This window comes from Paenibacillus sp. FSL L8-0340 (genome assembly GCF_038593145.1).
Taxonomy (GTDB): domain Bacteria; phylum Bacillota; class Bacilli; order Paenibacillales; family Paenibacillaceae; genus Paenibacillus_AQ.
In genome coordinates, this window is the sequence record NZ_CP151967.1 from 1,065,616 (window position 1) to 1,092,282 (window position 26,667).

Consider the following 26,667-nt stretch of genomic DNA (forward strand, 5'->3'; position numbering starts at 1 on the left):
GGAGCTTGAGCACCCCCGTGCTTCATTTGTATTCTTCCGAGGCCGCCCTTAGCAGGGGCGGTTTTTTTGAGGGATGAGGATGAAGTATAAGCCGGTGCTGTATGTTATCCTTCTCTCTCGCAGAAACGGCCCCGTCCTTTTGAAATGGACAGCATAGCCGTTTCTTCTTGTTGTCCGCTGCTTCACTATTTTATTCACGGAAAGAGGTTAACGATGAAGACTCTTCTCTCTGCCAAGTCCTTTATGCTTGGCCTGGCTTTATTGCTGGTTATTTCGATTCTGGGAACAGCGCTTGTTCCTTCAGGGCAAGTGTTTGCCGGGGCGGTCTCCGCTACCGCGTCCGGAGGAACGGAAAGTGTTACTGCTGCTGTGTATGCAGCAGACGAGTCTGGCGCAGAGCCGGCTGCGGCTGCATTAACAGCGAAGCAGCAGATTACCGTTGCCGGAGCGACCTATGCGGCTGCCGAGTATATGCTCAGCAGCGGCGTGACGTCAGAATGGCAGGCGGTTGGCCTCGCACAGGCGGGCTACAAAGTACCGGAAAGTTATGTCCGGCTGCTGGAGCAAAAGGTGCGGACAGCCAGCGGCAGCTTTGCCGCAGTCACGGATTATGCACGGATTGTGCTCGCGGTACAAGCCGTGGGGGCTGATCCGGCGAATTTTGCCGGAAACGGCTCTGAGCCGGGTTTTAATCTGGTTGAGCGTATCTATAACAGCGACAAAATGAGCGGCCAGACGCTGAACAATCCGGTCTATGCGCTGCTGGCACTGGATTCAGGCAATTATACTATTGGGGCGGATGCCAAATGGAGCAAAGCGGCGCTGCTCAGCGAGATCCTGTCCAAGCAAAATGCAGACGGCGGGTTCGCCTTGACTTCCGGGGCAAGCGAGCCGGATATGACGGCGATGGCTTTAACGGCCCTTGCTGCGCATAAGAGTGATCCGGCGGTTGCAACTGCCGGGCAAAAAGCAGTAGCCTGGCTGTCTGCTGCGCAGGACAGCAACGGTGGCTTTGGAGGCAGCAGCGAAAGCGCGGCACAGGTCATTATCGGCCTTGCCTCCTTCGGGGTAGACCCGGAAGGAGCAGAATTCACCAAGGGTGAAGCAGATCTGATAAGCAGACTGCTCAGCTTCAGTGTAGAGGGCGGCGGGTTTGCCCATAATCAGGGCGGAAATGTAAATGCTTTTGCTACAGAGCAGGGGCTGCAGGCGCTGGTGGCCTACACCCTGTACAGCGGGGGCGGAAACGGCAAGCTGTATGACTTCACTAAGCCTGCGGTTCCGAATCCGTTAGTGTATGTGCCCCTTGTAATTGAAGGGCCGCAGAACACGCTGGGAGAAGGGATGGCATATGCAGGCAATGTCCTCGAGGTGCTGGAGAAAGTGGCCGCCCAGAAGGGCCTTCCGGTTAAGAATGAATCGGGCAGCTATGTAACGGGAATCGGCAGTATCCAAGCCGGAATCTACGGCGGCTGGGATGGCTGGAAATATGCTGTGTCCCGGGACGGGGCATGGATTGATCCCGATGTAGGAATGAAGGATTTTAAACTTAAGGAAGCAGACCGGGTTCTCGTTTATTATGCGGGCAACGATACGCAGCTGGTGAATTCGCTGACGCTGTCCGCGTTGCAGCCGGGTGAGGAGGAGCCTTTCTCAGTCACGGTTACCCAGATAAAATGGGTATGGGACAATGCCACAAATATTTCGAGTCCTGTAACCTCAAGTGCATCTGGTGTGGAAGTGGCAATCGGAGACCGGAAGGCAACAACCGGTGAAGACGGCAAAGCGGTCTTTGCCGAAGGTGTTCCGGCAGGAGACTATACGCTAACCGTAACCGGTTATGTTGCGGACAATGCACCAACTATCGCTAAATATTCGCAAGCTGTAAAGGTAATCTCCAAGAATGTACCAGTTCATCTGTCGGTTGAAGGACCTGAGGGGCCGGTCGCTGAGGGAGCGCTGCAAGCATCCAACGCGCTGGCGGCATTGAAGAAACTTACGGCATCCGGAAATATTCCGCTGGAGATTACGGAGTCCTCCTACGGCAGCTATGTGTCGGGCATTAATGGGATTAAGAACGGAACCCATGACGGCTATTGGAACTTCCTGGTGTCGCGCGGCGGGAAATGGATCTACCCAAGCGAAGGCATGGGTGACTTCAAGCTGCAGGCACAGGACAAGGTGCTTGTCTATTTTGCCGGTGCCAACACGCAGGCAGTAAATTCCGTTACAGTATCTCCACCGCAGCCAAAACCGGGGGAAACGTTTAAAGTGACTGTTACCGGGGTGGAGTGGGTATGGAATAACACGACATTTGCTTCCGAACCGGTTGTTTCACCGGCAGCCGGAGTGAAGATAACCATTGGCGGTAAATCAGTCACTACGGACAGCCAAGGCGTTGCAGTTTTTGAAGGAGGCTTGTCCGGCAAAATATACACGCTGGCTGTAACCGGTTATGTTGCGGAAGCCACACCAAACATTGCCCGCTATACGGATTCGCTGAAGGTGGCTCCGGGCAATGTAACCTCCTATCTGTCCATTGAAGGGCCACGGGGTCCGGTAGCTGAAGGCGCGCTGGAAGCATATAACGCGTTTGATGCGCTACAGCAGCTGGCAGCTGCGAACAACATTCCTCTAAAGGTTACGGAATCTTCCTTCGGCATCTTTGTAGGGGGCATTAATGGAATCGAGAACGGAGCCTATAACAATCAGGGTTACTGGGCTTTTGCCGTATCGCGCGGCGGGGCGTGGATTTATCCGGATGTGGGCTTAAATGATTATATTCTGCAGACTTCCGACAAAGTGCTTGTCTACTATGCCGGAGAAAATACGCAGGTAGTAGATTCGGTACAGATTTCGCCTGCGCAGCCGAAGCAGGGTGAGGCATTCACCGCTACGGTCACGCAGAAGAAATGGGTCTGGAATAATGACACGTATACTTCTGATCCGGTGACTTCACCGGCTGCAGGAGTGCAGGTCACTGTTGGCGATAAAACCATCACTGCTAATGAGCAAGGGCTCGCAACCTTTGAGGGTGGCCTGCCTGCCAAAACATACACGCTGGCCGTGACCGGTTATGTCGAAGGCGGGACGCCTAAGATTGCCCGCTACACGCAGCCGTTGACTGTTACAGCTTCGGTAGAAGTGCCTGAGACGGCATCGGCCACGCTCACAGTCATTGGAGACACTACTAAGGGAACCATTCTGGCTGGTACCAAGATGACGCTGAACGAGGGAGAGACCGCATACAGCTTGCTAATCCGCCAGCTTGGAAGCAAGGTTGTCAGCGGCGGAAGCGGAGACAGTGTATACATTAAAGCAATTGATGGCTTAGCAGAAAGGGACCGCGGTGAGAAAAGCGGCTGGATGTACTCCGTAAACGGTGTCTACCCGGATTACAGCTCCGGAAGTTATAAGCTGAGCAGCGGCGACGCCGTAGCCTGGCGTTATACGCTTAATGGCGGAGATGATCTGAAGGGATCGGCTGGAGGTTCCTCCGGCACTGGAGGTGCAGCAGCAGGTACGGGCGGCAGTATGGTGAATGTGGGTATCACCCCGGATAATACCCTTCCGCTGAATCAAGTAGGACAGACGACAGCTGTTTCGAACCTGAGCACCAAAATGACCCCGGCAGCAGCGGCTGCCCTTAAGCAAAAGCTGGCGGCAAACGTGGCTGTCTTCGAGCAGGAGGTCACTTCGGGTGCGGCGGCAACCTTGCAGGACAGCGGCGGTGAAGTGAAGCTGCAGCTGCCAGCCGGTTCCGTGTCCGGCAATTTGAAGATCAGCGTACGCGAGACTACTTCAGAACGCGCTGAGCTGGTATCGGGACTCTATGATTTCAAACCGGATGGTACGAAATTTGTGAAGCCGGTGGATCTTTCGATTACAGTTCCGGTTACGGCGGTAAACCCTGCCAATCTGGCTTTGGCATGGCTTGACGAAAGCACCGGCCGCTGGATTCCGGTTCCCGCTGCGCTGGATGCGCAAAGTGGGGTGATCACCGGAAAGGTCAGTCACTTCACGTCCTTTGCCGTAGTGGACCGCAGTAAATGGGAGCCGCAGCCGCAGCAGTTGAAGAGCGATATTGCAGCTACTGCCAAGGCAATTCAGGCAGCCGAAGAGATCAGCGATTGGCAGGCGATTGGACTCGCCCGTTCCGGCCACACAGTACCGGCTGCTTATTTGAACGGAGTGAAGGAGCAGCTTGCCGCGAATAAAGGGGAGTTCCGCAAGGTTACGGATTATGAACGTTTGGCGCTGGCTGTTGCCGCTGCCGGCGGTGATCCGCAGAGTATTGGCGGGTATAATCTGATTGAGCAAATTTATAACAATGACCATATGGTAAGCCAGGGCAGCAACGGCCTCATTTTTGCCCTGATTGCGCTGGACAGCGGTTCTTATGCTGTACCTGCGAATGCGCAGTGGACTAAGGAACGGCTGATCAAGTCCATCCTGGAACTGCAAAGCAAAGACGGCGGATTCCCGCTGACAGCTGGCAGTACCGATGATGTGGACATTACCGCTATGGCAGTTACTGCACTCTCATCCCATAATGACCAGGCGGAAGTAAAAGCGGCTGCGGATAAAGCGATCGCCTGGCTGTCGCAGCAGCAGCTTGAAGGCGGCGGCTTCAAGCTCTCGGGAGCAGAAAACAGTGAGAGCACCTCACAGGTCATCATTGCCCTGAGTGCTGCCGGAGTTGGTCCTAATGACTCCAGATTTATTAAAGCTAAGGGCGGACTTCTCAGCCACCTGGCTTCATTCAGACAAAGCACTGGCGGCTATGCTCATTCGGCTGGCCAGCCCGGGAACAGCCTGGCTACCGAACAGGCATTACTGGCACTGGCTGCGTACGACCTGTTCCTGGCCGGAGAGGCGAAGCTGTTCAGCATCTCGCCAGCCGCTTCCGGCAGTGTGTCCTTTGCCGATGAGAGTAAAATTTCATCCTGGGCGCTGGACTCCGTTCACAAAGCCTATGAGCAAAAGCTGATGGAAGGAGTCAGCGGATCTAGCCTGATTTTTGCACCGAAGCAGAATATTACCCGTGCCGAATTCGCTGCGCTGCTGCTGAGACTGACAGATCAGACACCTGCTGCAGCTTCGGCTGCACCAGTATTCAGCGACGTAAAGGCCGGCACATGGTATTATGGAGCTGTGCTTAAAGCGAAAGAGCTCGGATGGGTAGGTGGAGTTACGGATACAACCTTTAATCCGAATGGCTGGATTACCCGCGAGGATATGGCTGTGATGATTTCCAGAGCGTTCAAGCTGGAGAACGGTTCTGCGGCTACGGCGCAGACTGCGAAGTTCACAGACGAGCGCCGGATCAGCAGCTATGCGCTGTCAGCGGTCCATGCGGTAACGGAGTCCGGTTATATGACCGGCTTCAGTGGAGGATTTGACCCATCAAGTGCCGTAACCAGAGAAATGGCGGCGGTCGTAGCCGTAAGATTGCCTTAAGTGTAATCCATCTTTAAGAAGGCGATTGAGCAGAGTAACAGGCTCATCGGACTGAAGCTTCAAAAGAAAACATAGAGTATAGGAACGGAACGGGGGAGCAGCAGGACAGCCTCCGTTCCTTTCCCTTTTTTCGGAGGTGTGAAAATTAATGTCCAAGCAATCCAAACGATGGTTGTTTTATCCCTTGCTTCTTCTCTTGGCGGTGGTGCTACTGACCGGCTGTTCTTCCGGTGAGCGGCAGTCTGCCGGTTCTGATCTGAACAGTGTAGCAGATACCACCGCTACACAAAGCTCAGCCCCTGATAACGCCGCGTCTCCGCAAACCGGAGACGCAGCAAACACGGCCCCGCCGTCAGAACCGGCGGGCGCTGCCGCTTCGCCTTCCGCGGAGGCGTCGGCGGCTCTTGAAGGAGCGGCGGCACCTGCGCCGCCTGACCCCGCTTCCGGCACGGTGACGAGTCCCGTGCCTGCAGGCACTAAGGCGCCGGCTGCGCATAGCAAGGCAGCCGGTTCCGCCGGAGCTGCCACCGCAAAGGCGTCAGCGGCGCCCGGCGCAGCAGGCGGCGCCAGTGCGGGCCCGGCAGAGTCCTCTGCCAAGCCCGCAGCCACCGCGCGTCCATCTGCCGGCACGAATAAGCCGGCAGCGACCGCGCGGCCAGCGGCTGCCGTTACGCAGCCGCCGTCCGAAACGGCAGCGCCTGCGAAGCCCGCCGCTGCGGAGAGCACAGCTACCGTCTCCATCACAGGGGACGAGGAGTACGGCGTGATTTTGGCTCCGGCCGCCTTTGAAATTGAGAAGGGCGAAAGTGCGCTGGAGCTGTTGAAACGGATTACCCGCAAGAACAAAATACAGATGGAATACCAGGGCTCCAAGGGTTTCGCCTATGTGGAGGGAATAGACAATCTGTATGAATTCGACCATGGCGCAGAGAGCGGCTGGATGTACAAGGTGAACGGGGAGTTTCCGGGCAAAGGTGCCGGAAGCTATACCGTACAGCCCGGAGATGTAATTGAGTGGCTGTATACACTGGATCTGGGCAAAGATCTGGGAGCCAAGGCGCCATGAACAGCGGCTTCCGCTCCATGCATCCTTCGGTAGCCCTGCTATACTATGCAGGGCTGCTGCTGTTCGCTGCCCTGTTGTTTCATCCGCTGTTTCTGGTAACGGAAATTGCCGGCTTGCTTGGCCTTCTGCTTCTGCAGGGACAGGGACGGAAGCTGCTGCGGGGGCTGCCTTTTTACCTGCTGATGGCCGGCTCGGTGGCCGTGATTAATCCTTTGTTCTCGCACCGGGGCTCGCACATCCTGTTTTATTTTATGGATCAGCCGATTACGTTGGAAGCGGTGTTCTACGGACTGATGATGATGACCGTGCTGCTGACGATTTTTATATTGTTCATTTCTTACAACTACACGGTAACGGCGGATAAATTCATGTACCTGTTCGCCGGGGCGGCACCTAAGACGGCCCTGCTGACGCTGATGACGATCCGTTTTGTGCCATTGTTTCAGCGGCGGCTGCGGCAAATCTCCCTGATTCAGCAGATCAGAGGCATTGATGTAAGCAAGGGAAAGCTGCGCAAAAGAATGCGGGACGGCATGACCCTGCTCAAGGTGCTTCTAACCTGGTCGCTGGAGGAGGCGCTGCAGACGGCTGATTCGATGAAAGCACGCGGCTACGGCATCCGCAAACGCAGTGTGTACGGGATTTACAGGCTTGACCGTCAGGACAAGACTGTCTTGGCTCTGCTCTCGCTCAGCGGCTTAATTCCAGTGCTTGGCTGGGTGCAGGGGTACGGCATCTTTGAGATATATCCGCGCATGAAACCTATGGCTTGGGGCTCAGGCGAGGCGGTCATGTATGCCGGCTTCTGCCTGTTCGTAGGAATCCCCCTCTGGCTGGAAGGAAAGGAGAAATGGTTATGGCGATCATCGCGGCGGAAGGATTTTCCTTCCGGTATCCCGATGCAGAGAGAGACACGCTCCATGAGCTCTCATTTAAGATAGAGGAGGGCGAGTTCGTTGTGCTTCTCGGCCCTTCAGGCTGCGGTAAAACAACACTTCTGCGTCATCTGAAACGGGAGCTTGCTCCGGTGGGATTGCACAGCGGGTCCATCAGCTACCGAGGGAAGCCGCTGGCGGAATTGCCTGCGGAGACAGCAGCCGGGGATATCGGGATTGTATTCCAGAATCCGGATGCACAGATTGTGATGGATACCGTGTGGCATGAGCTGGCTTTTGCGATGGAAAATATGGGCTACCCGCCATCGGTCATGCGCAGCAGGCTGGCGGAAATCGCCGGGCTGTTCGGGCTGGAGCCGCTGCTGTACAAATCAGTGCATGAGCTCTCAGGTGGACAAAAGCAGCTGCTGAATCTGGCCTCCGTGCTGCTCCTTCAGCCCAAGCTGCTGCTGCTGGACGAACCGACCTCACAGCTTGATCCTGTCGCTGCCCGCGAGTTTATCCAGACCTTGCAGCGGCTGAATGAGGAGCTGTCGATGACGGTCATCATCAGCGAGCACAGGCTGGAGGAGGTGCTGCCGCTGGCCGACCGGGTGCTGATGCTGGAGGATGGCGTTCTCCAGGCCCAGGACACTCCCCGCGGATTCGTGCGGGGAGCCGGGAAGGGCCTGGACGTAAGTCATCAGGCCTACCTGCCGACAGCGTCGCGGTTATTCCTCGCCCTGTCACCGGAGGCCTCATCCGTTCCGCTGGAATCCATTCCGCTGACGGTGCGTGAGGGCAAACGCTGGTTGCATTCACATGCAGCAGCAGCGCCTGCTGGAGCTACGGCTACCAGCGGCTCACCCCCCGCTGCGGGCGCCCATCCAGCCGTGGAAGCAGGCCGTGCCGCAGCATCACAAGCCTGTGCAGCTTCACGCTTCACAGGCGAAGCCAATGCCGCAGTACCCCTGCTCAGCTGCCGGGAAGTCACCTTCCGTTATGAGAAGGACGGCCCGGAGGTGCTGCGTAAGCTGACGTTGTCCCTGCACCGGGGAGAGCTGCTGGCTATCATGGGCGGGAATGGTGCGGGGAAATCGACCCTGCTGCATGTTCTGGGCGGGCTGGCGAAGCCGCAGCGCGGCAAGGTCGAGTGTGCCAAAGGGCTGAAGTCCGGACTTCTGGCCCAGAACCCGCTGCTCTATTTCAGCTATGACACGGTAGCGGAAGAACTGCGGCATATGGCCCGTTATGCAGGCATGTCTCCTGAGGAGGAGAAACGGGAGATAGAAGCCCTGCTGGATGTATTTCAGCTTCATCAAGTGCTGGACAGCCATCCGCATGATATCAGCGGCGGCCAGCAGCAGAAGCTGGCGCTGGCTATGGTAATGCTGCTGAAGCCAGGCGTTCTGCTGCTGGATGAGCCGACCAAGGGGCTGGACCCCGGGGCGAAGGAAAGACTGGCAGCTTTGCTATGGCAGCTGTTGGAGCAAGGCATAAGCATTATTATCGTGACGCATGATGTGGAGTTCGCGGCAAAATACGCGACCCGCTGCGCGATGCTGTTTGACGGAAGCATTACCGCAGAGGGAGCTCCGGCGGAGTTTTTCAGCAGCAACTATTTCTATACAACGGTGGTAAACCGCATGGTGCGGGATTTGCTGCCGCAAGCATTGACTCTTGAGGATGTGATCAGAACATGGCGAGATTCCGGCTTCCGCTGTTAATTGCTTTAGGTGTATTTCTGGCCGGTCTGGCATTTACGTCAGCGCTGAAGGACCGTCATTATATGCTGCTCAGCCTCGTGCTGCTTGCAGCGGCATTGCTGCCGCTGTTTATCCGGCTGGAGCGGCGTCCGCTGGAATCGCGGGAGCTGGTGCTGCTGGCCGTGCTGTCAGCAATCGCTGCAGTCAGCCGGGTTCCTTTTGCCGCGTTGCCGAGTGTGAAGCCAGTGTCTGCTATTGTCATTTTATCCGCTTATGTCTTTGGGGCTGAGGCTGGCTTTATCATCGGGGCGGTAGCCGCGCTTGTATCCAATATTTATTTCGGGCAAGGTCCATGGACGCCCTGGCAGATGTTTGCCTGGGGGATGGCGGGCCTGACGGCGGGCTGGCTGAGGAGTACCTGGTGGATGAAGAAACGAGGAGGCTTGCTTCTCTTCGGCTTCATCTGGGGGTTTCTGTTCGGCTGGATTATGAATATCTGGTACATTATCAGCCTGCCGGATGCGTTTAGCTGGGCGCTTGTGTTATCCGCATACGTCTCGAGCTTTTACTTCGATCTGGCCCATGCCCTGTCCAATGTATTTTTCCTGGCAATTCTGGCCGGTGGCTGGACCAGGGTGCTGGAGCGGTTCCGCAGGAAATACGGGCTGCTGCAGGAATGATTAGGCCGCTGATATCATGGATTCTGCTGTGTGAAACTACATTGGAATGTTATTTTAGACATTAAGCAGTCCGAGTGTTCTCAAATTAGAATATTTTTCTGTTTTTTTCGACATTTTTCGTGTTAAATCATCATTATTTCGACCTTTTTCGCCGATGAATAAGATAACAGCAAGATACAAAAAGGCGGGAATGGGACATGAGACATCTGAAAGTGAAATATAAAATGGCGCTATTCGTGGCAATTGTCGTTGCTATGCTGATTGGTCTGGGTACGATTGGTATCAGCTTCACCCAAAAAATGGCCAAGCGATCCCAAGAGACCTATAGCGGGAATTTGCAGCCAATTTACCTGGTTACTGAGCTGCGGGCCAACAACCGGGCGATTGAATCTTTTTTGCTGGAAGCTTTACTTACCAAGGAAACCGTCAAGAGCAAAGAGCTGACCGAGGGGATTCAACAAAACATTTCCAAGAATAATGAGCTGTTGGAGCAATTGAAATTAATTGCCTTCCAGGATGCTGAAATCGGCAATAAAATCAATGAGTACCTGTCGTTGCTGCCGGATTACCGGACACAGCGCGATAATATCATTCAGCTTGCCAACCAGAATCTTAATACTGAAGGCTATCAAATCTTCTCGGGTGTGTCCTTTAGCGAGTCCAGGAAACTGATGGTCGGTCTGCTTGATGATACATCCCGGTTGCTGGTTGAGGATGCGACTAAGCATAATGAGCTTGCTTTAGCCGACGCCAAGACCTCATCAACCATGAGCACGATTCTGATTACTGCCGCCTTGATTCTCTGTATTCTGATCAGTATTATAATCACCCGGCTGATTACGAAGCCGCTCAAAGAATTGCAGGGATTGATGAAGCGGGCAGAAGAGGGCGATTTGACCGTAGCTGCATCCTATACAGCCAAGGATGAAATCGGCCAGATCAACCGTTCCTTCAATTCGATGCTGAATAGTCTGAAGGTGATGATGCAAGGGGTCTCGGAAAGTGCGGAGATGCTGTCGGCCTCGTCGGAGGAAATGAGTGCCAGTGCAGAACAGACCGCACGCGCTTCGCAGATGATCGCCGAAACCTCGAATGAAATAGCCGTGGGTTTTGATGTCCAGGTTGAGAACATCAGCCGCACGACAGCATCCGTGCAGAACATGACGGAGGATATTGCTGCCGTCGAGCGCAGCGGCAATGAGATGGCTGAACTGATGGCCGGGGCTGCTGTCTCGACAGACCGCGGCGCAGAAGCTGTTGAGCGAATCCTTGCGCAAATGAAAGAAATTGACTCTAGTGTTGCATCGAGTCAGAGAATAGTCAGCAATCTGGGCAATCTGTCCGGGGAGATCAGTACAATTATCACAACCATTAATGCAGTCGCCACCCAGACGAATCTGCTTTCGCTGAATGCGTCAATCGAAGCGGCCAGAGCCGGGGAACATGGCCGGGGCTTCGCTGTTGTTGCCGGAGAGATCCGCAAGCTGGCGGAGGCTACAGGAAGCAGCTCGCTGCAGATTACCGGAATTATAACTGACATTCAGCAGCAAACCGCCAGTGCGGTAGATTCAATGGCACTGGGAACACAACTGGTATCACAAGGTCTTGCGCAGAGTGAAGTGGTCTCGCAGGCGTTTGAGGAAATACAGCATTCAATTAATGATGCCGTCCGGCAGACGGAGGGTATCAGAGAGGCTGTCGGGCATGTCTCACAGGAATCGCAGGCCGTATCACAGGCCATGGAGCACGCCAATGAGATTTCCCGCAAAGGCGCGGGGGAAGTGCAGGATACAAGCGCTGCCAGTGAGGAACAATTGTCTGCGATGGGGGAAATGTCGCTTTCTGCCCAGTATCTTGCCACACTTGCCGAGGACCTGCAGAAGGAACTGGCCAAGTTCAAACTCTAAATACAGAGCTGCAGCAGCAGATATAGGCTACATAAGGAGAGGCCACCGGAACTTTCATTCCGGTGGTCTCTTCTTTTTATATATGGCGGTATGTTCATTTCTTCGCCGGAGCCACTCACCAGCGCTAACTGAAAGACATCTGAGATTGCGATTAATGTTTTGAACATCCTGCAAAACAAAAAAAAGGTCCGCCCCGGATCGGATGACCGGAGTGGACCTGAAATATGTTGTCCAGCTTATCTAGTTCTTAAGCGTACCAGCCCCATACGAAGATGAACAGGGTTCCGAAGATGGTAACCAATCCAACGAACAAAGCGTAAGCGATATTGATATAAAGCTCTTTCTTGGTATCCGCGGATTCCCCGATGTGCATGAATACGAAGAGCTGCAGAGAAGCCTGGATAAGGGCTGTAATCAGCAGAACCGCCATATTTGCCCCATCGGACAGATCACCATAGATGACAACCAGCGCAGCGGCAGAAAGGACCAGAGAGGCCAGATAACCCATCACATGGCGAATTGGGAACAGTTGCTTCATCATGTCACATCAGTCCTTTCAGGTAGACGAAGCTGAAGATAAAGATCCAGACAACGTCCAGGAAATGCCAGAACAGCGAGAAGATAAAGGCTTTATTGGCGGTAGCCGGATTAATGCCCTGACGCCAGATCTGGATCATAATCGCTGCGCCCCACAGAAAGCCGAAGCTGACGTGCGCACCGTGCGTGCCGAGCAATACGAAGAGACTGGATAGGAATCCACTGGTTTGCAGTGTAGCCCCTTCATGAACATAGGTGAAGAATTCATCAATTTCAATGCCGATAAAGCCGAGGCCCATCAGCAGGGTGATTGCCATAAAGACCATCATGGCCTTCTTGTAGCCGTGACGCATAGCATGGATCGCAAGCCCGATCGTGAACGAACTCGACAGGAGCAGGAAGGTTTCAATCAGCACCGGGCCGATTTCAAACAGCTCGCTTCCGCTTGGTCCGCTGGCGAAACGGTTGACCATTACTAAATAAACGGTGAATAAAGTGGCGAAGAGCGGAATTTCAGCTCCGAGAAATACCCAGAAACCGAAAATCTTGTTGCTGTTCTCCTCTGTTGAATATTCCAGCGGCTTGGACGCATCTATTTTCATACAGTCTCACCCCGCAGTTTCTTTTCAGTAGCAATAACTTCTTCAGCTGAAACGTAGAAGCCGTGATCCCGGTCAAAAGACATGGCAGCCAGCATGATGATGATGCCTATTCCGGCCACGATGGCAGGAATCCACATGCTGAATACTAGGAAGAAGCCCAGGAAGAAGAAGATGACACCCAGGATAAATGGCTTCCCGGTATTGTTTGGTAAATGGATTTTAGTAATTTTATCTTCAAAGAGCGGAATATTATCCTGCTTCGCGGACCAGAAGGCATCACGCGTCTGAACTTTTGGCACAATTGCAAAGTTATAAGCAGGAATCGGACTTGGTGTAGCCCATTCCAGTGTACGGCCATCCCATGGATCGCTTGTTGTGTCTCTTGGCATGTAGCGTGTGCTCCAGTAGATGTTGTAGACCAGAATAACAAATCCGATCGCCAGGCCGACAGCACCGGCGAAGGAGAGCATATTCAGCGGACCAAAGCCGGTCTCTTCTGAGTAGGTGTACATCCGACGGGTCATACCCATTAGTCCCAGGAAGAACAGTGGGAAGAAGGTGACATTGAAGGATATAATAATCCACCAGAAGGCATGCTTGCCCAGACGTTCATTCAGGCGGAAGCCGAATACTTTAGGGAACCAGTAATGGAACCCGGCGATAACGGCGAACACGGCGCCCGGAATCAGCACGTAGTGGAAATGCGCAACCAGGAACATCGTATTATGATACTGGTAATCGGCACTGGCCATCGCCAGCATAACGCCGGTAACCCCGCCGATAGTGAAGATCGGGATAAAAGCCAATGTGTACAGCATCGGGGTCGTAAAGGTTATTCGCCCTTTTCGGAGGGTGAACAGCCAGTTGAATATTTTAACCCCGGTAGGCACAGCTATCGCCATAGTAGTTATGGAGAAGAAGCTGTTGACCATAACCCCTTGGCCCATGGTATAGAAATGGTGAGCCCATACCAGGAAGGACAGCAGGGAGATGAGCAGCATACTGACAACCATGGAAGTGTAGCCGTACAGATTCTTTTTGGAGAAGGTGGCAATAATTTCGCTGTAAATACCGAATGCCGGCAAAATAACGATATATACCTCCGGATGTCCCCACACCCAGAACAGGTTGGCCCAGAGCATATCCATCCCGCCGTTGGCCATCGTGAAGAATTGAGAACCAAACAGCCGGTCGAACATCATCAGGGCAAGTGCCACAGTCAGCACAGGGAAGGCAAATACGATAATAATGTTTGTAATCAGTACGGACCAGGTGAACATTGGCATCTTCATCAGTGTCATGCCTGGTGCACGCATTTTAAGAATCGTCACGATGAAGTTAACGCCTGTGATCAGTGTCCCGATACCGGAAATCTGCAGCGCCAGAGAGTAATAGTTATTACCGACCGTAGGGCTGAATTCCAGACTCGCCAGCGGGAAGTAAGCCGACCATCCGGCATCCGGCGAACCGCCGATTACGAACGAAATGTTAAGCAGCATAGCTCCCATGAAGAAGAGCCAGAAGCTGACCGCGTTCAGCCGCGGGAAGGCCACATCTCGCGCGCCGATCTGCAGTGGGATAATTACGTTCATTAAACCGATGATAAACGGCATGGCCATGAACAGAATCATGATCAGACCATGGGTGGTAAAGACCTCGTTATAGTGCTGGGCATCGAGGAATTTCATTTCCGGCGCTGCCGTTTGCAGACGCATCATCATGGCGTCAACGCCACCGCGGAACAGCATAAGCAGTGCGGCCAGGATATACATAACCCCGATCTTCTTATGGTCTACAGTTGTAAGCCATTCGCGCCAGAGGTATCCCCATTTCTTGAAATAGGTAAGCCCAACGAGAATCCCGATGGTCGCAAGAGCGATACTGATCATTGCTCCGTATATCAGGGGTTCGCCGTGAACCTTAAATTTGTCTAAATCCATTAGGGTAGCTCCTTTCAGGTTGTTACATTAAACTGTGAACGAGTTAGTGGCCCTCGTGTGTGTGTTCTTCTACAGGTGAGCTTGGAAGCGGCTCATTCACCTCTGGGTTGGGCTCGCTGTCAAATTCGGTCTGGCTGGACGGTTCAGGGGAAGGGTGGATGTCCTTGTTATCCTGATGATCCATATTTCCGTTATCCATATCCATTTCCGTACCATCCCCGCTCATATGCTCGCTATGGTCTCCCGGCGGCGGGCTGAACTCCAAGTGGGTGGAGGAATAGGTTTTGCGTCCAAGATGTTCGGCAGCCAGCAGGCCTTTGAATTCATCCTCTGTAAGCTTAGGCGCGGTATCCTTAACCTCTTTGACCCATTCGGCATATTCCTTGTCGCTCATCACAAGCGCCTCGAATTCCATGTGGGCGAAGCCTTTACCGCTGAAGTTCGAGTTCTTGCCGATAAATGAACCTGCAGTGTCAGCGGAGAGATTAAGTTCTGTAAGCATGTCGCTCATCGCATACTTCTGTCCGGCAAGCTGTGGAATCCAGAAGCTGGTGATGGTACCGAAAGAGTACAGTCTGAACTCTACTGCACGGTGAATCGGGAAATTGACGTAGTTTACGGTTTCAATTCCCTCCTCAGGATAGCTGAAATGCCATTTCCAGTTGGAAGAAGAGGCGTAAATAACCAATGGTTTCTGGTCCTTGTATTCCTCTGCAACATTTTCAACCGCATGGGTTGATTTTACAGTCACCACTGACAAAAAGGTTACGATGATAATCGGGATAATAATCCAGATGGCTTCGAGAACCTTGTTGCCCTCCTCATGTTCTGGAATGTAACCTTCGTTGCTTTTTTTCGCCCGGTATTTCACCAGTACGAATATATATAAGATGTAGACAACTGCCAGGACCCCGATCATCACCAGAATGGACAGGATGATGGTGTCAGATAAAGTGCGTGCGGCCGGACCCTTCGGATTCAGAACGGTGAGCGAACTGCATCCCGGCAGAAGAAGGATTAGGCTGAGGAACAAAGCGTATAACGGACCCTTTTTTTTCATATAGAACTCCTTCCTTCAAAACTTCTTTTCATTGCCGTTCATTAGCCAATAAAGATTAACCTGTATCTATAGTAAGAACTACTTACCCATAATGCAAAATACAAATTTTTACAATAAAGCCACATAAGACCTTAATAATGGCGAACAAGTTAAATATGTGTGATCGAATTGTTACAAATGTCGTAAGGTATGACAAAGATCACTGTAGTGGTGCGGTTTAAGGTAATTTTAAGGTTGTTCAAATTTTGTTCACTTTTTCACAAATGTTACTAATTTCGTCACAATTAATTTGTGTAATAAACTCTGATTTTAACCGCTTTTTGCGGCCGCGACAGGTTTCGACGATTGTTGCGATTTTTTGATAAATATTAAGAATATGTCTTTTGTCACTGTGAAAAAGTAACAAGATATTCTTTGGGCGGTTACAATCTCTCAAATTCAAATCTATCTATGTGTGATAAAGTATAGATAAATATACATAGATAGGAGATTACTGCTTGTGCGAATGAAAAAAACAATGCTGTTATTCATGTCTTTATTCTTATGTTTCGGTATTCTACAGAATACGGCAATCGCAGCCGGAACGAATCCCTCATTACGTCTTGGTGTGAACGACACACTGACGGAAATAGAAGCTGTTTCTGTAAAAGGTAACTATTATGTTCCAGTACGCGCTTTGGCGCAGAAGCTGAAGTGGAACATTTCCATGCTTCAGGACGGGGTTCAGATCGCCGGAGGCGGCAAATCCCTTTTACTGCTCAAAGATGACGGAGGTGCCAAACTCCAGAATGATACTATTGTTCAAATAAGTAGCTTTGTGCAGAATGGATCGCTGATGGTTCCGTTGCGGATAAGTACTTATCTTGGGTATATGATAACCTTTGAGCCGGATAAATATTTACTAAGAGTGCGGGATACATCGGCAGCTTTGGATGATGTCGCGTTCGTAAGCCAATTCAAGAGCGAATTAAAGCCGATTGTCAGCGCAAAGCCGGCTCCGGAGACAACCCCGGGCAAGCAAGGAAGGATAGTGTATCTTACCTTTGACGACGGACCATCGGCAACGACTTCGCAACTGCTGGATATTCTGGGTAAAAATGAGGTAAAGGCGACCTTTTTTATGCTTGGACCCAATATGAACCGGTATCCATCGGCAGTAAAACGAATTGAAGAGGAAAGCCACGGACTCGCACTCCACGGTATGACTCACCGCAAAGAGAAGTTTTATGCTTCTCCGGGTGCAGCACTTGCCGAAATGTCAGCTGATAATGCGGTGCTGAAGAAGATCACCGGCTCCAGCACAACGCTGATCCGTCCGCCATACGGAAGCAAACCTTATTTCACCAAATCCTACAGGGACAGAGTGCTTAGCCAAGGGTTCCATCTATGGGATTGGAATGTGGACTCAAACGACTGGAGATACAAGGAGAACAGCGCCAGGATCTATAATACGGTTATGGAACAGGTCCATAAACTGCAAAAGTCCAACAGCAATCCTGTTATCCTGATGCATGATCAGAAAGCTACACTGAAAGTGCTGCCGGACGTACTCGAAACACTGAAGAAGGAAGGCTATACCTTTGAGATTATTACGAAGGATATGGAGCCGCTGAATTTCTGGAAGGATAAGCGCTGATCGTCCGCGTTTACGGCAAGAGGTAGAAAGAGTGTAATAAGCGGCTTAAGCAGATTGTTTTCTGCTTAAGCCGCTTTTTTTGTGCTGCGAGTTGGTTGTCCGTACCGACAGCATAGCCCCGTCATTTGTACAAATACCCTACGAGCATATTGACAAGCTCCGATTTCAGCCTTTCGATCGAAATACGGTGCGGCGAAAATGCAATCACGTCCACAATGGCGTTGATCGATTCAAACACGAGGATTGCAGCAGCTTCCAGATCGTTAATTTTAAGCTCATCCTTGCCAATTTGAAGATATTGAAGTGTTCTGACGCGGCCGACCTCATACTGGGCATCCATCAGTTGCGTAATATCGTCATCGCTAAGATACATAATGGAGAGCTCCTTATTGAATCCGATGTAAACCTCGTGAGAGAGCAGTAGGCTGTCTACCAAATGGGTGAGCAGCGCGTGTTTATCTGGATTATGGAAGTTGATCTCTGACATATAGGCATCAATCCGAGCCTGCAAGGTTTCGTTATAGTCCTTGAGCACATCAATAAATACGGCCCTTTTATCTATGAAATAGGAATAGAAGCTGCCGGTGGATACGCCCGCTGCCGCAGCAATCTGCTTCGTATTGGTCTGATGGTAGCCCTTCTCCGAGAAAAGCCTCATGGCGGCTTGAACGATGGCTTCCTTGGTCTTGATGCTGCGGTCCTGCCGCGGTGTTCTTGTCTTGTCTTCCATTTCACTCATGGTTAAAGCCCCTCCTTATAACCGATTGTAGAGGAGCGAAATTTTACTGTCAACAAAAGTTGAACAAAAGTTCAATTTATTATTGACAAACATGAACTATAGTTCATATAATTCAAACATGAACTTAAGTTCACATATAAGGAGAGATGAAATTGAGCATCAGAATGCGTAGGGCTTTTTCTTTTACGGCAATTGTTCTGGGTTTCTTCATGGCGCTGCTGGATACGACGATTATTAATATTGCCTTGCCTGAAATGACGAGGCAATTTGGCGGCAGCGTATCGCAAATTTCTTGGGTGATGAATGGTTATAATCTGGCGTTTGCCGTATTCATTCTCACGGCTTCAAGACTGGCTGACCAATTCGGACGGAAGAAAATATTTATCGCCGGTGTGGTGCTGTTTACTGTGACCTCGCTGCTCGCGGGCTTTGCTACATCACTTGGGATGCTCATTGGATTAAGGGTCCTTCAGGGACTTGCGGGGGCAATCATTGTTCCGGTTACCATTCCGCTGACAACCACAACCTTTCCAAAGGAGATGCACGGCTTGATCATCGGCATATGGGGGGCCGTTTCAGGCGTTGCGGCTGCGAGCGGGCCGGCACTTGGCGGGATTATTACGCAAAATCTGAACTGGCAATGGATCTTTTTTGTCAATGTGCCGCTGGGGGTGCTGAGCGTGGTGCTTACTTGTCTGTTTATACAGGAATCCAGAGATGAGACCGCAGGCCGATCCATTGATTATGGCGGAACATTGGGGATAACCGGGGCGATGTTTTTTATTACCTATGCGCTGATTAAAGTTCAGGATTATGGCTGGAACTCCCGGATGACGCTGCTACTGCTGGCTGCAGGGGTTCTGTTTCTCGTCTTCTTTTTCCTCACACAGTGGAAAGGGAAGGAGCCGATGCTCCCGTTGTCGCTGCTGAGAATTCCCCCGTTTAACGGTGCAACGTTAACTATGCTGTTTGTTGGTGCGGGGCTGATGAATATCTCTCTGCTGACCTCTTTCTTCCTGACCCGGATGATGGGGATGACCGAACTGCGGGCCGGGCTTGTACTTTCCATGCTTGCGGTGGGCTCGATCGTCAGCTCAGCCCTATCCGGGCCGTTGTCCAATAAATACGGCAGCCAGCTGTTTGGGGCGGTTGGAATGATTATGATGGCCGGAGCGATGTATTCATTAAGCGGACTGCATGCAGACTCAACGCTTCCGGAAGTATTGATCCGTCTGGTTGTGGCCGGTATCGGCACCGGCTTCACCATGGCACCAGTGATGTCTTCAGCCGTGCGCAACGTGCCAGAGGAAAAGGTGGGAATCTCATCGGGGATTACGAATATGGCAAAATCACTGGGGGGTGTGATCGGGGTAGCTATTATCGTTACTGTGCTGCAGCAAAATACCAGCGACGGGCTGCATGCGGCTTCCGTCCGCGCGGTGAAAGCAGTGGAGAAGGATGCTGTGCTCCAGCCCTTTCTCAAAACAGTGATTGCGGATGCGGCGGGTTCATTGGCCAATGGGGAAAGCTCACCGGCTGAAACCTCCGGGAAGGTATTGAAGGAGGCGGAGCTTGCTGCTGCCCGGCTTGCCCCTTCGGATCAGCAGGCATTTGCCGCCGACCGGAGCCGGCAAACCCGGGAGATGGAGCTCGTCCTGACGCGTGCAGGAGAAGACATGAAACATGCAGCTGAACAGGCATACAGCAGAACTTACGTTTTAGCCAGCCTTATTATGCTTCCGGGTGCTGTATTCGCATTGTTCAGCGACAAACGCCGGAAACGGAAGGGGGCCGGGGTTCCTGGGGAACTTGCATTGCCGCAGCAATAGAGTTCTCCGTATATATCGTGCATATATAGAAGAAAAACCCTTGGGGCTTTATAAGATTAGGTCAGCCGGTAATTTGTGGTTGGCCTAATTTAATTTGTTTGGAGGGTTGACATGTATATCTAACTGTACTAATAATAGTAGTACAGTTAATACACCTAGGCACAGTTTGTGATACAACATCAGAAAGGAGAACTGTCATGTTCGAATTGGATGTCCGCAGCCGCAAGCCGATTTACGAGCAGCTGACCGGCAAGATCAAAGAAATGATTATGCATGGTATTTTGCGGGCAGATGAACAGCTTCCCTCGGTGAGGATCTTATCCTCGCAGCTCACCGTAAATCCGAATACGATTCAGAAAGCCTACCGGGAGCTGGAGCGGGAAGGCTACATTTATTCCTTACAGGGCAAGGGGAGTTTCGTGGCTCCGCTTCAGCAGGGACTGAACGAAAGCAAGAGGGCGGAAGTGCGGAATGAGCTGCTGCGCCTGATGGCGTCAGCCGTCTACCTTGGATTTACCGAAAGCGAGATAGGTGCGCTGTACCGCCAGGTGCTGGATCAGAGAGAGGGGGAGAAACATGATTGAAATTCGCGGCGTCAGCAAAATTTTTCAGGGAGAAAAAGCAGTTGACGGCATTTCGCTGACTGTACATAAAGGAGCCATTTACGGACTGCTCGGATCGAACGGTGCGGGTAAAACAACACTGCTGAAGACGCTCGCCGGTATTTACCGGCCGGAAGAGGGCACGGTTAAGTTTGAAGGGAAGCCGGTCTTTGAAAACCCCGGGGTGAAGCAAAGGATCATTTTCATGCCGGACAGTCCTTATTTCTTCCCGCAGGCATCAATCAAGAGCATGGCCGCCTTTTACCGCTCTATTTATCCGGGGTGGAATGAGGCACACTTTCAGGAGCTTGGGAAAATGTTCCGGCTCGATACAGGCCGCAAGCTCAGCCGGTTCTCCAAGGGTATGCAGCGCCAGGCGTCCTTCTGGCTCGCTCTAAGCTGCTCGCCGGATGTGCTTATCATGGATGAGCCGATTGACGGGCTTGACCCGGTCATGCGGCGGCAGATCAAGAATCTGCTGTTCCAGGAGGTGGCCGAACGGGGGATGACCGTCATCATCTCCTCGCATAACCTGCGGGAAATTGAGGATCTATGCGATCATGTCGGCATTATGCACGGCGGCAAAATGCTGGTGGAGAAGGATCTGGACGATCTCAAAGCGGACACGCATAAAGTGCAGGTGGCGTTCCGGGATGAACGGCATGCATCGGTACTGACAGCCAAGCTGCAGATTCTTCATCAGGAACAGCGTGGCAGCGTTAATCTCTATATTGTAAAAGGGGACCGCGAGCGGATCGGGCAGGCTTTTCGGGTGTACGATCCGTATGTACTCGACCTATTGCCGCTGACACTTGAGGAAATCTTTATATATGAAATGGGGGATGCCGGTTATGACGCGCAGCCGATTCTTCTTTAACAGCAGTGTGATCCGCCAAAACTTGCGCCAGCATGGCTGGATTGGGATTATCTACATGCTAGGTCTCATGTTCTTTCTTCCAGTCCAGATGTTCTTGAACGGCAATCCGAATGCGGAGCCTGAGAAAGTCGAGGGTTTGTTCCGTATCGGTGGTGATATGCAAGTGGTCTTTATCGCTACGCTTCCAGTGGTAGCAGGCCTATTCCTCTTCCGCTTTCTGCAGGCCAAGCCTTCATCGGATCTGTGGCACAGCCTGCCGCTGCGCCGGGAGCATTTACTTGCTGCCCATACATGTAGCGGCCTGATTCTTCTGCTTCTTCCGGTCTGGCTGACTGCCGCAGTTGCCGCAATCGTGGCACCGCTGGACGGCAATATGTACATTTACCAAGGAGCGGACGTCTGGGAGTGGTGCCTGACGGTTACCATCCTCACCTTGTTCCTGTTCGTTTTCACTGCCTTCGTCGGAATATGTACAGGCCAAACTGTTCTCCAGGGGGTTGTTGTTTATATCCTGCTTGTTCTTCCGTCCGCGCTGTTAATGCTGACCAGCATGCATCTTAATAGGTATTTGTACGGGTATTCAGGCGGTTATAATGAGGAGTATAGAATGGTCAATTGGTCGCCGGTTCTGCAGATTGTGAAACTCGAAAATGAATACGATCAATTCAGTACAGGAGAGAAATGGATATATTTCGTGATCACTCTCTTAGTAATTATGCTGTCTTTTGTGCTTTACCGCAAACGGCATAGCGAAAAGGCTGGGCAGGCAATTGCTTTTACCTATTTCAATCCATTGTTCAAAGCCGGGGTAATGTTCTGTGCCATGCTGGTTTCCGTGTCTTATTTCGGCAATGTGAAGCCGCAGCAGACAGGCTGGCTTATTGGCGGCTGTATTGCCGGAGCACTCATTGGCTATATTGTAGCTGAAATGATTATTCGCAAGACGTGGCAGATCATGACCCGCAGGGTATTCGCCGAGTTCGCTGCCTATGCCATACTGCTGGGACTCCTGCTCTATGTTCCGGTCACTGGAATTACCGGCTATGAGAGCAGGGTGCCGGCAGCGGACAAGGTCACAGCAGTGTATACCGGAAGCAATTTCTGGACGTTAACCGAACCAGAGCAAGGCCCGATGGGAGTTCAGAACCGTCCCTATGAAGAGAAGGAAGTCTTCAATGAAGACAAAAGCTATATTGAGGCTGTGCGCAAGCTGCATCAGGCACTTGTCACTGTGCGTCCTGGAGAGGAGGAACGCTCTATGGGCAGTTCTATCGGCAGCAGGCAGTTCAGCATTGCTTACCAGTTGAAGAATGGGCGGCAGATGCTGCGGTCTTACTGGATACCATCAGCCGGCTTCGAACCGGAGCTGAAGGCGATCATGGAGAACAAGGAGTTCAAGCGCAACGAATATATGCTCTCCCGGCTGAACGATAATGTGGATAGTCTGAGAATCAGCAACAAAAACAAAAATAAAGCGATTTCGATCTCCGATCCCCAAGAGGTTAAAGAATTCAAGGAAATTCTGAAACGGGAGATATTGAACATGTCCTATGAAGATCAGATGGACAATAGGATTTCAAAGGCTTCTATTCAAGCAATAGGCAAGCCGGATGAAGTGGGGTACCAGCTCTATTATCGCTATGAGTGGAAAACCTCCTATCACGAGCTTGAAGGCTGGCTGGCCGAAAAGGGATACGCGGATAAAATTCGTACCCAGGCACGGGATGTGGAATCCGCCGAAATTATAAAGGATGTGTATACTGACAAGCTTGACGCGGCAAGCAGGAATGATGTGTATACTGACAAGCTTGGCGCGGCAAGCAGGAATACTGTCCAGCGGCATTTTGATCTGGCGCGCAGCGAAGGTCTTGCGGCGGTCACCAAGGATAAGAAGATTATCGGCGATATTCTGGGAAAAGAGCGCTATTATAGCGGAAGAACCGGTGAATATGTAGTGAAGATGAAGTATAAGTACGGAGAAGTAACTTATATATCGCTGAGGAAACAAGACCTTACGCCCGCTATAAAATCACTGCTTCCTTAAGATTCTGGTTTTAGCTTCAGCGGGTTGACAGAAACTGGATGAGTGGATTATGCTTTTGGAAAATACAAGAACGGCAGGAGGTCTGGACAGATGATTGAACAAGGGAATAATCTACACTCGCATTATGCTATTATCTATCTTCCATTCATCTGTCCGCCTTGGGTTACTGTTCAGCTTTAGCAGCGTTTAGTTATTTCCGGTCAGCAGCCTGTAAGGCGGTTGCCGGGGATACTCTAACTGTGGTTCTGCTATATGATAGTGCCAGGCCATGGACGAATGGAGTCCATGGCTTTTTTGTATTTCGGCAAAGTCCGAAAGGAGAATGAAGCATGTCTGAAATTCATCAATCGATCCTCCGCCAGCTGCGTGGCATTGAGGCGGAGGAGAATGTACGCATTCTGTATGCCTGTGAGTCGGGCAGCCGCGCTTGGGGGTTTCCGTCCAAGGACAGTGATTATGATGTCCGCTTTCTGTATTTGCGCCGCCCCGAGGCGTATCTCTCGATTTTTGAGCAGCGGGATGTGATTGAACGGCCGATCAGCGAGTTGCTCGATATTAACGGCTGGGATCTGAAGAAAGGATTGACTCTCTTCCGCAAATCCAATCCGCCGCTGCTGGAATGGCTGCAATCCCCCATCCGGTATGAGCAAAATTACACGGTGGCGGACAATATCCGCAAGCTATCACCGCTCAGCTTCTCGCCCAAATCCTGTATCTATCATTATCTGAACATGGCCCGGGGGAATTACCGTACCTATCTGCAAGGCAGCGAGGTCAAGATTAAGAAATATTTCTACGTTCTCCGTCCGCTGCTCGCGTGTGCCTGGATCGAGAAATACCAGGAGGTACCGCCACTGGATTTCAATGTGCTGGCCCTGGATCTGATTCCTGAAGGAACCGAGCTTAGAGAGGCTGTACTGGAGCTTCTACACCGTAAAATGTCCGGCGAGGAGCTTGACCTGGAGCCGCGTCTGGAAGTCATTAACGTTTATCTGGAGCAGCAGATCGCGCATTTCGAGCTTGCGGCTTCGCAATTTCGAAGCATGGGCGGTGTAGCGGATGCTGCTCTGGATGAACTGTTCCGGGCCGCGCTGCTGGAAGTATGGGGAGAAGACAGCCGCTGGACTTCAGGCGGGGGAAATCAAAGCGAATCCTAAGGAGAGATCAACCTTATGCATTTAATCATCAAGGCGACAGGGACAGGAGCAGGAATGCTCTCTCATCTGCTCGCCAAAAAGAGCCGCTGGAGCGGATTCATGAATGCGTGCTTGCTGCTTTGGCACTGGAATCTGAGCCGGTGGATCCGCGGTTGTAAGCTATAGGGATGGAATCCAAATACGAAATTAATTCTACGAAAGTGGTTTTAAGAGGTGCAACTTATGTTAAACCATACCGTTGAAGTTTCGCTCAGCAAATTTATGACCAAGCTGCTTCGGCACACGCCGCAGCAGTATGGACTATTTCTTGATCCGGAGGACGGTTCCTGTCTGCTGGAGGAACTGCTCGCAGTGATAAATGCAATCCCAAAGTGGTCTCATATTACAGAAGAAGATATCCGCCAAACGGTCACGAACAGTGAGAAGCAGCGGTTCGCCATTGAGGGGGACCGGATTAAAGCAAGATACGGACACAGCCACACCAAAGTTGCCTATGAACCGGGAACACCGCCGTCCGTGCTCTATCATGGCACTCACCAGAATGCGCTGCCGGCGATTGTAAAAGAGGGGCTGCAGCCGATGGGCAGGCAATACGTGCATTTATCGGAGGGGCTCCATTTCGCTACCCTGGCCGGAAGCCGCAGGGGCAAGCTTGTTTTGCTCGCCGTGGATACGGTTAAGGCTGTAGAGTCTGGTGTAACCTTCTATTATGCCGGAAATGAGGTATGGCTGGCTGAGCCGGTTCCGGCTGCCTGCATAACGCCATTAAGTGCCCCGGAAGAACAGTAGCACCAAATCTCCACAACAGGAGGAATGTGATATGGAAGAGGTGCCGGATCACCTGGATCACGGATTGCAGATCGTCTTCATTGGATTCAATCCAAGTCTACGCTCGGGCGAGCTGGGGCATCATTATGCGAATCCGCGCAATAATTTCTGGCGGATTCTTGAGAAGTCAGGGCTGACTCCGCGCCTTTATGATGCCTCGGAGGACGGTGAACTGCTGAAGCTCGGCTACGGCTTTACCAATATTGTAGCCCGTCCGACCCGCGGGGCCGAGGATATTACCCGCGAGGAGTATGCCGAGGGGCGGGAATTGCTTCGTGCCAAGCTGACGCTCTACCGGCCGGAGGTAGCCTGCTTTGTAGGCAAGGGCGTCTACACTGAATTCAGCCGTAAACCAAAAGCAGATTGGGGATTTCAGGAGCATATAGAACCGGTAGTGGATGGCGTGCGCGAGTTCGTCGCCCCGTCGTCGAGCGGACTCGTCCGGATGCCGATGCCGGAGATTGTGGCTATTTACCGGAGACTATATGATTTCACCCATAAGGATGACTGACTTAGAGTTTGTTTGATAGGACACGGGGATTGAGGATGGATGGAGAAGCGGAGGGTGGACGTAGGAAGGATGATAGGCGGAGTACACCCCAAAAAGTAGGAGTTCTAGGATAACTGCATTCTATACAGCTAAATAAGGGGATTTTGGCATATGCCGAGAGTTAGTTGTATTCCGTGCATTTATAACAGAGAATATTTGCCCGTAATTGACAAACTTGCGATTATAGTTGCAGGAAGTACAACTAAACCGTGACGAGAGCTGATTTCTGCCTATTTAGTTGTACGAAGTACAATTATGAGCCCGGATTCTAAGCTGAACCCCAGTTGCAGCAGTCAGCACCAACCCGGAAAGCAGCCGCAGTTACCAATACCAACTGGCCCGCCACCACGGGGGGGACTCAGTGAATAAAAAAACACCCTGTAGGTTATGGGTGTCTCAATTGTAGACAAAAAGGGGTTTGAAACGAATTATTTCTGTTTCAAAACCCTATTTGCTTTGTCAAATTTATTGTGAATCTGTTTTAAATCACACTATATTCCCTCCATTCGTGTATTGGTTATTTAATCAATTATATTTTGACAATGTTGAAATAGAAACAAAAATATACTATA

Annotated in this window: 20 protein-coding genes; 15 read left to right on the top strand and 5 right to left on the bottom strand. The window is 51.7% G+C overall.

Annotated elements, in window-relative coordinates:
* The first annotated feature begins 213 nt into the window (after positions 1–213).
* The 6 genes from NST07_RS04865 (at position 214) to NST07_RS04890 (ending at position 11,694) form a co-directional block, all read left to right on the top strand.
* Complete coding sequence (locus NST07_RS04865) at positions 214–5,460, top strand: DUF4430 domain-containing protein (protein ID WP_341089999.1); 5,247 nt, start codon at positions 214–216, stop codon at positions 5,458–5,460.
* Between the two features lie 148 nt (positions 5,461–5,608).
* On the top strand, positions 5,609–6,526 hold the full coding sequence (locus tag NST07_RS04870; protein WP_341090000.1) for a DUF4430 domain-containing protein: 918 nt from the start codon (positions 5,609–5,611) through the stop codon (positions 6,524–6,526).
* The gene (locus tag NST07_RS04875) at positions 6,523–7,467 is read left to right on the top strand and encodes an energy-coupling factor transporter transmembrane component T (RefSeq protein ID WP_341090001.1); all 945 of its coding nucleotides are present in this window, start codon (positions 6,523–6,525) and stop codon (positions 7,465–7,467) included. The genes NST07_RS04870 and NST07_RS04875 overlap by 4 nt, the downstream gene beginning before the upstream one ends.
* Complete coding sequence (locus NST07_RS04880) at positions 7,383–9,128, top strand: ABC transporter ATP-binding protein (protein ID WP_341090003.1); 1,746 nt, start codon at positions 7,383–7,385, stop codon at positions 9,126–9,128. Before NST07_RS04875 ends, NST07_RS04880 begins: the two co-directional genes overlap by 85 nt.
* A complete protein-coding gene (locus tag NST07_RS04885) occupies positions 9,101–9,787 on the top strand; it encodes an ECF transporter S component (protein WP_341090004.1) in 687 nt (228 codons plus the stop codon). The genes NST07_RS04880 and NST07_RS04885 overlap by 28 nt, the downstream gene beginning before the upstream one ends.
* 197 nt (positions 9,788–9,984) lie before the next feature.
* Positions 9,985–11,694, top strand: coding sequence for a methyl-accepting chemotaxis protein (locus tag NST07_RS04890; RefSeq protein WP_341090005.1), 1,710 nt, complete (start codon positions 9,985–9,987; stop codon positions 11,692–11,694).
* Between the two features lie 247 nt (positions 11,695–11,941).
* Here NST07_RS04890 and qoxD read toward each other — a convergent pair whose 3' ends face one another.
* The 4 genes from qoxD to qoxA are packed head-to-tail and all read right to left on the bottom strand — an operon-like array spanning position 11,942 to position 15,833.
* On the bottom strand, positions 11,942–12,235 hold the full coding sequence (gene qoxD, locus NST07_RS04895; protein ID WP_081965692.1) for a cytochrome aa3 quinol oxidase subunit IV: 294 nt from the start codon (positions 12,233–12,235) through the stop codon (positions 11,942–11,944).
* Between the two features lies 1 nt (position 12,236).
* Positions 12,237–12,833, bottom strand: coding sequence for a cytochrome aa3 quinol oxidase subunit III (gene qoxC / locus NST07_RS04900; RefSeq protein WP_341090006.1), 597 nt, complete (start codon positions 12,831–12,833; stop codon positions 12,237–12,239).
* Positions 12,830–14,773 (bottom strand): cytochrome aa3 quinol oxidase subunit I, encoded by a 1,944-nt coding sequence (gene qoxB, locus NST07_RS04905; protein ID WP_038586390.1) that lies wholly within the window; start codon positions 14,771–14,773, stop codon positions 12,830–12,832. Before qoxB ends, qoxC begins: the two co-directional genes overlap by 4 nt.
* A gap of 43 nt (positions 14,774–14,816) precedes the next feature.
* The gene (gene qoxA / locus NST07_RS04910; protein WP_341090007.1) at positions 14,817–15,833 is read right to left on the bottom strand and encodes a cytochrome aa3 quinol oxidase subunit II; all 1,017 of its coding nucleotides are present in this window, start codon (positions 15,831–15,833) and stop codon (positions 14,817–14,819) included.
* Between the two features lie 505 nt (positions 15,834–16,338).
* On the opposite strand from qoxA, the gene NST07_RS04915 reads away from it, so the two are divergent.
* A complete protein-coding gene (locus tag NST07_RS04915; RefSeq protein WP_341380323.1) occupies positions 16,339–17,469 on the top strand; it encodes a polysaccharide deacetylase family protein in 1,131 nt (376 codons plus the stop codon).
* A 121-nt stretch (positions 17,470–17,590) separates the two neighbouring features.
* On the opposite strand, the gene NST07_RS04920 is transcribed toward NST07_RS04915, so the two are convergent.
* On the bottom strand, positions 17,591–18,208 hold the full coding sequence (locus NST07_RS04920; protein ID WP_341090009.1) for a TetR/AcrR family transcriptional regulator: 618 nt from the start codon (positions 18,206–18,208) through the stop codon (positions 17,591–17,593).
* Positions 18,209–18,360: 152 nt separating this feature from the next.
* On the opposite strand from NST07_RS04920, the gene NST07_RS04925 reads away from it, so the two are divergent.
* From NST07_RS04925 to NST07_RS04960, 8 genes are all read left to right on the top strand, one after another.
* Positions 18,361–20,037, top strand: coding sequence for an MFS transporter (locus NST07_RS04925; protein ID WP_341090010.1), 1,677 nt, complete (start codon positions 18,361–18,363; stop codon positions 20,035–20,037).
* Positions 20,038–20,234: 197 nt separating this feature from the next.
* Positions 20,235–20,621, top strand: a complete 387-nt coding sequence (locus tag NST07_RS04930; protein ID WP_341090011.1) for a GntR family transcriptional regulator — start codon at positions 20,235–20,237, stop codon at positions 20,619–20,621.
* Positions 20,614–21,516, top strand: coding sequence for an ABC transporter ATP-binding protein (locus tag NST07_RS04935; RefSeq protein WP_341090012.1), 903 nt, complete (start codon positions 20,614–20,616; stop codon positions 21,514–21,516). Before NST07_RS04930 ends, NST07_RS04935 begins: the two co-directional genes overlap by 8 nt.
* On the top strand, positions 21,470–23,560 hold the full coding sequence (locus NST07_RS04940) for a DUF6449 domain-containing protein (protein WP_341090013.1): 2,091 nt from the start codon (positions 21,470–21,472) through the stop codon (positions 23,558–23,560). Before NST07_RS04935 ends, NST07_RS04940 begins: the two co-directional genes overlap by 47 nt.
* A 329-nt stretch (positions 23,561–23,889) precedes the next feature.
* Positions 23,890–24,717 carry a nucleotidyltransferase domain-containing protein gene (locus tag NST07_RS04945; protein WP_342481159.1) on the top strand — a complete coding sequence of 276 codons (828 nt, stop codon included), beginning with the start codon at positions 23,890–23,892 and terminating at the stop codon, positions 24,715–24,717.
* A 15-nt stretch (positions 24,718–24,732) separates the two neighbouring features.
* On the top strand, positions 24,733–24,882 hold the full coding sequence (locus NST07_RS04950) for a hypothetical protein (RefSeq protein WP_342481160.1): 150 nt from the start codon (positions 24,733–24,735) through the stop codon (positions 24,880–24,882).
* A gap of 57 nt (positions 24,883–24,939) precedes the next feature.
* Positions 24,940–25,506, top strand: a complete 567-nt coding sequence (locus NST07_RS04955; RefSeq protein WP_342481161.1) for an RNA 2'-phosphotransferase — start codon at positions 24,940–24,942, stop codon at positions 25,504–25,506.
* A gap of 31 nt (positions 25,507–25,537) precedes the next feature.
* The gene (locus tag NST07_RS04960) at positions 25,538–26,056 is read left to right on the top strand and encodes a mismatch-specific DNA-glycosylase (protein ID WP_342481162.1); all 519 of its coding nucleotides are present in this window, start codon (positions 25,538–25,540) and stop codon (positions 26,054–26,056) included.
* Positions 26,057–26,667 lie beyond the last annotated feature (611 nt).